At 78.2% G+C, this 6,660-nt stretch carries 4 protein-coding genes; all 4 read left to right on the forward strand.

Going from position 1 to position 6,660, the window contains the following annotated elements:
* Positions 1-10 precede the first annotated feature (10 nt).
* The gene (locus V4F39_RS20780; RefSeq protein WP_332291836.1) at positions 11-1,792 is read left to right on the forward strand and encodes a hypothetical protein; all 1,782 of its coding nucleotides are present in this window, start codon (positions 11-13) and stop codon (positions 1,790-1,792) included.
* A gap of 19 nt (positions 1,793-1,811) precedes the next feature.
* Positions 1,812-4,073, forward strand: a complete 2,262-nt coding sequence (locus tag V4F39_RS20785; RefSeq protein WP_332291837.1) for a hypothetical protein — start codon at positions 1,812-1,814, stop codon at positions 4,071-4,073.
* A 7-nt stretch (positions 4,074-4,080) separates the two neighbouring features.
* Positions 4,081-5,724 (forward strand): hypothetical protein, encoded by a 1,644-nt coding sequence (locus V4F39_RS20790; protein WP_332291838.1) that lies wholly within the window; start codon positions 4,081-4,083, stop codon positions 5,722-5,724.
* Positions 5,724-6,660 (forward strand): hypothetical protein (locus V4F39_RS20795; RefSeq protein ID WP_378235183.1); only part of this gene is annotated, 937 nt, incomplete at its 3' end. The genes V4F39_RS20790 and V4F39_RS20795, both read left to right, overlap by 1 nt.

Here is a 6,660-nt window from a genome sequence, read left to right on the forward strand (position 1 = left end):
GACATCCCCCATGAGCACCATCACCGACCTCTACCGCCAACGCCGCGCCGCCAGCGTCGCGCACTGCGAGGCGCCCGCGCCGCCGTGCAGCCGCTGCGGGATGCTGGCGTGCCTGTGCCGGCCGCGCTTCTTCGCCGGCCAGGTGCTGACCGCCGACGACCTCAACCGCCTCGATGCCTACATGCGCGGCAAGCACCGGCTGCACAACCGCCAGCTCCACGGCTGGGGCGTCGTCAACGGCCTGGAGGTGACCTGCATCCCCTGCGGCAGCGGCGTCACGGTGAGTTGCGGCTACGCGATCTCGCCATGCGGCGACGACATCGTCGTCTGCGAGCCGGTGGCGGTCGACGTTTGCGCGCTGATCGGCCGCTGCCAGCCGGTGCTGCCGGTGTGCGATCCGCCGCGCCCGGCCGGCAGCGTGCCCTGCCCCGAGGCCGAGCAGGAATGGGTGCTGGCGATCCGCTATGCCGAGGCGCCGACACGCGGGGTGCAGCCGCTCTACGGCGCACCGGCGGCCGGCTGCGGCTGCGGCAACGCGGGCTGCGGGTGCGGCGGTGGCGCCGGCTGCACCTGCGGCGGCGGCGCAAAGGCCGCGGCCCCGTGCCCGCCGGCCCGTCCGCGCGGCGCGCCGGTGCAGTGCGAGCCGACCGTGGTCTGCGAGGGCTTCACGTTCGAGGTCTACCGCCGTCCCGTGCGCAACCCGAACGACGGTGACGACGGCGACCGCAGCGACGCCGCGCTGCTGCGGCGCTTCCAGTGCTGCGTCCAGGCGCTGCTGCGCAACGCGCCGCCGCAGCCGGCCGAGCCGCCCACCGGCAACCCGGCCGGCTGGCAGCTCTGGGCCGTGCGCTTCAAGGCGCACCTGCTGGCCCGGCTGTCGGAGCGGCCGGGCACGAACTGCGAGTTGCTCGCGCGGCTGCAGGCGCTGGTGATCCCGCCGGCCGGCAATGCCGCGGGGTTGCCGGCCGCGCTGCAGCTGCTGGCGGTCGTCTTCGTGGATGCGCTGTTCGGTTGCCTGTGCTCGGCGCTGCTGCCGCCCTGCCCGCTGCCCAGCCCCGACGAGCGGGTGCCCCTGGCCACGCTGCACGTGTCGGGCGGCGACTGCCGCGTGCTGCGCATCTGCAACTGGTCGACCGAGCGCCGCATCGCCGTCACGATGCCGGCCCTCGAGTACTGGCTCTCGACGCTGCCGTTCTTCGAGGCGCTGCGCGAGCTGCTGCAGAAGGCCTGCTGCTTCGATCTCGCGTCGCTGCTGCGCGGCGACCGGCAGGACGACGCGCCCGGCGCGGCCGGCACGGTCGGCGCGCTGCGCGCGGCGGCGCCCGGCGACCTGGGCGACCGCGGCGCGCTGGCCGACGAACGGGCGACGCTGCGGCTCAACCCGCAGCTCGACGACCCCCAGCCGCTGCAGGGCTTCTCGCGCGCCTTCGCACAGTCGCTCTTCACGCCGGGCCGCACCATCACCGCCGAGGCGCTGCTCGACGGCCTGCTCTCCGGCCGCGGCGACCTGGCGCTCGATGCCGGCGCGCTGCCGGGCTGGCTCGCCGCCAACCAGCTCGGGCGGCCGATCGGCAGCGTCTTCGGCGCCGAGCTGGCGGCGGTGTTCCGGCCCGACGCCGACACCGCGGGCCTGCAGCGCACCGTTGCCGAGCTGGCCGCGCGCGTGAAGGTCAACGAGGTCGAGATCGCCGCGCTGCGCGGCCACGGGGTGCCGGGCGCCGACCCCGCCGGGCCGGCCGGCCCCGGCGTGCCGCCCGCCTCCCCCGGGCGCGCCAAGCGCGGCCGCAAGTAGCCATGGGAAGGGCCCGCCGATGGACACCCTGTTCGCCGAACGCCCGCACTTCTTCGAGGGCCAGTACCTCGGGGCCGCCGACCTCGCGAGCCTGCTCGACTACCTGCGCGAGCAGGCCGCGCGGCAGCGCCTGGCCGGCCGCAGCTGGGGCGTGCTGTCCGGGCTCGAGCTGGTGCAGGGCACCGACCCGGCCGGCGCGCCGCACTACACGATCACCCCCGGCGTGGCGGTCGACGGCCACGGCCGGCTGCTCGCGGTGCTGGCGCCGACGCGGCTCGACGCCGCGCTGTTCGCGCTGCAGCCCAGCGGGCTCGTCAACGTCTGGCTGCGCCACCACGAGGCCTCGGCCGGCGGCGTGCGCCCGGGCTTCGAGGTCTGCGACACGAGCGACGCCTACGCCCGCGTGGGCGAGCGCACCGTGGTCGAGGTCGGGCTGCGGCAGACGATCGCGCTGCGCGAGAGCGGCATCGAGCTGGGCGGCACGCCGTACGCCGATGCGCGCGAGGCGCCGGGCATCGCGCTGCCGGGCCGGCCGCTGGCGCTGGACGGCAGCGTCGGCGCGCAGCTCTTCCCGAACGACGACGAATCGCCGCGCTGGCTGGTGCCGATCGGCCGCGTGCCGTGGACACAGGGGGCGCCCGGCGCCTTTGGCGCGGCGGACGAGACGGCGCAGAAGCTCTCGCTGATCTTCCGCCGGCAGGCGGGCGTGTTCACCGAATCGCTGATCGCGGCCGGCGGCCTGCTGCGGCTGCGCGCCCGCTGGACCGAGCGCGAGGCGGGCAAGACGGCCGACCAGCTCGCGGCCGCCGCCGCACCGCGCGAACGCGACCTGCAGCACTGCCACGGCCGCATCCAGCCCACCGAGCCGATCTGGCTGGAGGAGCACACGCGCCTGGCGGGCGACCTGCGGCTGATGGGCACGCGCATCGAGTGGCAGGCCGCGGGCGGCACCGACTACGCGGCCGGCGGCAGCGTGCTCGGGCTGCGCCGCGCCGGCGCGGCCAACGCGTTCGGCGGCGCCGACCTGCAGCTGCTGCTCGGCGTGGCGGCGCCGGGGCCCAACCGGCTGGTGATCGGCCAGGCGACGCTGCAGGCCGCGCCGGCCGACCCCTGCCGCCCCGACTTCGACTTCGCCGCCGGCGTCGTCGTGCAGCAGGACGCGAAGGTCGGCGTCGGCACCGCCGACAGCGCGCTCGCGCATCCGCTCACGCTGCGCGTCAGCGGCGCGCAGCAGCAGGCGCTGGCGCTGCAGTCGGCGGCCGGCGCGGTGGCCTGGCAGGTCAACACGCTGCCCGGCCCGCCGGGCTTCAACATCACGCAGGCCGACGCGACGGCCTCGAACTTCTTCATCGCCCCCACCGGCAACGTCGGCATCGGCAGCAGCGCGCCGCAGGCCCGGCTCGACGTGCGGGGCGTGCCCGCGCCGCAGGGCAACCCGCTGGGCGCCGGCAAGTGGCTGCAGGCCGGGGACGGCGGCGACGCCGGCCGCTTCTGGCTGCAGTACGGCGCGCAGCTCGCCCCGCTGATGGTGCTGAGCGACCTGGACAACCCGCCGCGCCTGCAGTTCCAGCAGACCGGCAGCGGCACCGAGGAGGCGCCGCAGTTCCAGAGCTGGATCGGCCAGGCGCGCGACGGCTCGCCGGACCTGGCGCTCTCCGGCGGCCGGGTCGGCATCGGCACCTTCACGCCGCAGCGCACGCTGCACGTCGAAGGCGAGGAGGTGCACTCGGGCGGCTTCGGCGGCGGCTACTCGTTCGGCAGCCGCGGCGCCGGCTTCGTCAACCTCCCCGCGGCCGGCGAGCGCTGGGTGCTGTACGCCGAGGGCGGCGTCGCGCGGCTGTGGTCGGGCAACGACAAGCTCGCGGTCGACGCGGCCGGCCGCGTCGGCATCGGCACCGCCACGCCCACCGACACGCTGGACGTGCGCGGCAACGTGCGGCTGGGCGGGGGGCTGCGCTACTACGCGGTGGGCTCGCCCGACAACGTGCGCCTGGTCGCCGGGCGCGTCGCCTCGGGCGGGGCCGGCGCCGGCCTCGACTGGACCTCGGCCCGCAACGGCACCGGGCTCTACACGGTCGTCTTCACCGTGCCTTTCGCGGCGGTGCCCGTCGTCACCGTGACCCTGGCCGACCCGCCCGCCGACGACAACGTGGTCTGCCTGCGCGGCGTGTCGCAGAACGGCTTCACGGTGGCGGTGCGCGACATCGATCCGGGCGCCGGCGACAGCAGCGCGCCGCAGGACTCGGCCTTCCACTTCATGGCGCTCGGCGCGCGCGGGTAGCGGGGAGATGAGGCTGGCGATCGACTCCTGGCACCAGGCGCTGCGGCTCGCCGGGCCGCACCGCGCGCCGCAGGCGGTGGCCGACCGCGTGGAGGCCGCCGCGCGCGGCGCACTGGCGCCGCTGGCCGCCGCGCTGGCGCCGGGCCTCGCGCGCCGGCCCGGCGCGGTGATCCGCATCCGCCGGCTCGTGGTCACGGCGGTGATCGACGTCGCTCGGCCGGGCGACGAGGCGGCCCCGGGGTACGCCGCGGCGCTGGCCCGCGGCATCGCGGCGGCGATCGAGGACGGCGGGCCGGACGTGATGTGCTTCGAGGACCGCAGCGCCTACCGCGCGGCCTTTGCCGTCGCGCTGGCGGCCGGCGATGCGCACCGGCGCTGGGCCTTCGCCGATTTCGACGGGCTCGCGCCCCTGCCGCCGGGCGCCGCGCTGCGCACGCTGTTCGAGGCCGAGCCTGCCGGCGCGTGGCTGCTGCTGGCGCGCCTCGCGCGCGAGGATGCAGCGCTCGCGCTGCTCGGCGAAGCCGACGCGCTGCGGGTGATCGACGTGCTGCTGGCCGCCGCCCCGCCCGGTGGGGACGATGCGCCCGCGGGCGCCGCGGGGCGCGGGGCGCCGGGCGCCCCGGCGCATCCCGCGGCAGCGCTCCTCGCGGCGCTCGCGCGCCTGGCCGCGGAAAACGATGCGCCCCCGATCGGCCGGTGCGCCGCGGCCCTCGCCCAGGCGATCGAGGCCCTGGAACGGCCGGGCTCGCACGTCGCCGCCGCGCCGCTGCAGCGCGTGCGCGGCCGCCTGGCGGAGCGCCTCCCAGCGCTGGGCGCGGGCGGCGAGGCGCTCCGCCAGGCGGCCCTGCGCCGCCCGCAGGCGAACCGCGGCCCGCCGCCGCCCGTCGCCGCGGGGCTCGACGAAACCCCCTGTGCCGGCGCCGGCCTTGTCGTGCTGCTCGACGAACTGGACGGCTGGCTCGACGCGGACTTCTGCGCCGCGCTGCCGGTGCTGGCCCCGGGCTGCGCGCGCGGCGCGTTCGCCCTCGCGGTGCTGGCCGCGGCGGCCGACCCCCGGGACGCCGCCGCCGTGTGGGGCGATGCGGTGTGGCGCGCGCTGTTCGACGTCGACCCGCAGCTCGGGCTCGACGGCTTCGCGGCGGCGCTCGAGCGGGGTGATGCCGGCGCCGCGGCGGCCGCCGCGACGTCGCAGGCCGCGATGGCCCGGCGCGGTGGCGCAGCGGCGTGGCGCACGGGCTTCGGGCAGCTGCGGCGCGGCCTGGACACCGCCACCGGCCTGTGGTGCGCCCCCGGCGACGGCCCCGCGCCCCGTGCCGCGTGGCGGCTCGCGCGCGCCGAACTCGCCGCGCTCGACGTGCCGCTGCTGCTGCCGCTGCCGGCGCCGTGGCGCGCGCTGGCCGCCGCCGGCGCGCAGTTCGTCTGGCGCCGCGCCGCCTGGCGCGTGCCCGGCATGCGCGGCGCGAGCCTGGCCTACCTGCGCCGCAACCTGCTCGGCCCCGCCGGCCGCGCCGCGAGCGACGACGGCACGCACTGGCGCTGGCGGGTGGCACGTGCGCCGCTGCACGTGCTGGTCGCGATGACGACGCTGGGCGCGCGCGAGCGCAGCCTGCGCGGCCCGCCGGCGCGGCGGCTGACGCTGGAGTTCGGCTGATGCTGCGCGATGCCCTGCCTGTCGCCGCCGAGGCCTGGCGCGTGTGGCTAGACACGCTGGTCGAGCGCGAGCTGCTGCGGCTGCGCGCCCGCTTCGAGCTGTCGCTGGACGAGTGGCGCGGCCTCTACATCAGCGATGCGCAGGTCGACGCGCTGCTGCAGCCGCCCGGCGCCGCCGAGGCCGACGCCGCCCGCATCGATGCGCTGACCGCGCAGGCACGGGCCGCCTGGCCCGCGCTGCAGGAGGGTGGCCTCGCTGCGCGGCTGGGCGCACGGCTGGCGCTGGACGAGGCCGAGCTGGCGCTGCTGCTGCTGGCGCTCGCCCCCGACCTCGACCCGCGCTACGAGGCGCTCTACGCCTACCTGAACGACGACGCCGCGCACCGGCTGCCGAGCCTCGACCTGGCGCGCCGGCTGCTGCAGGGCCTGTTCGAGGACGGCCTGGAGGCCGACGTCGCGGCGCTCGCGTCGCCGGCGGGCACGCTGGTCGACGGCGGCCTGCTGGAGCTGATCGAGCCGGCGGAGCCGCGCAGCCGCTGGCGGCGCGAGCTGCGCGCCGCCGAGCTTGTCGTCCAGCTCGCCCAGGGGCTGCCGCTGGCCGATCCGCGCTGGCAGCACGAGGCGGCCTGGACGCCGGCGCCGCTGCAGCCCCCGCGGCTCGGCGCGGAGCCCCTGGTCCATGTGGCGGGCGAGGACGCCGAGGACCGGCGGCAGGCGCTGCAGGCCTGGGCCGGCGAACGCGGCCTGCCCGTGCTGCGCGTGCCGTCGGCCGTGGCGGCAGCGCACGGGCGCTCGCTGCTGCTCGCGGCGCGGCTGGCCGGCGCGGCGCTGGCGATCGACGACGAAGACGCCGCCGGGCCGCCGGGGCGCGTGCCGCTGGGCGCCCTGGCCGGCCGGGGCGTGCCACTCGCCGTGCTCGCCGCCGCCGGCACGCCGG

The organism is Aquincola agrisoli (assembly GCF_036621135.1).
In the GTDB taxonomy this organism is placed as follows: Bacteria; Pseudomonadota; Gammaproteobacteria; order Burkholderiales; family Burkholderiaceae_C; genus Aquincola; species Aquincola agrisoli.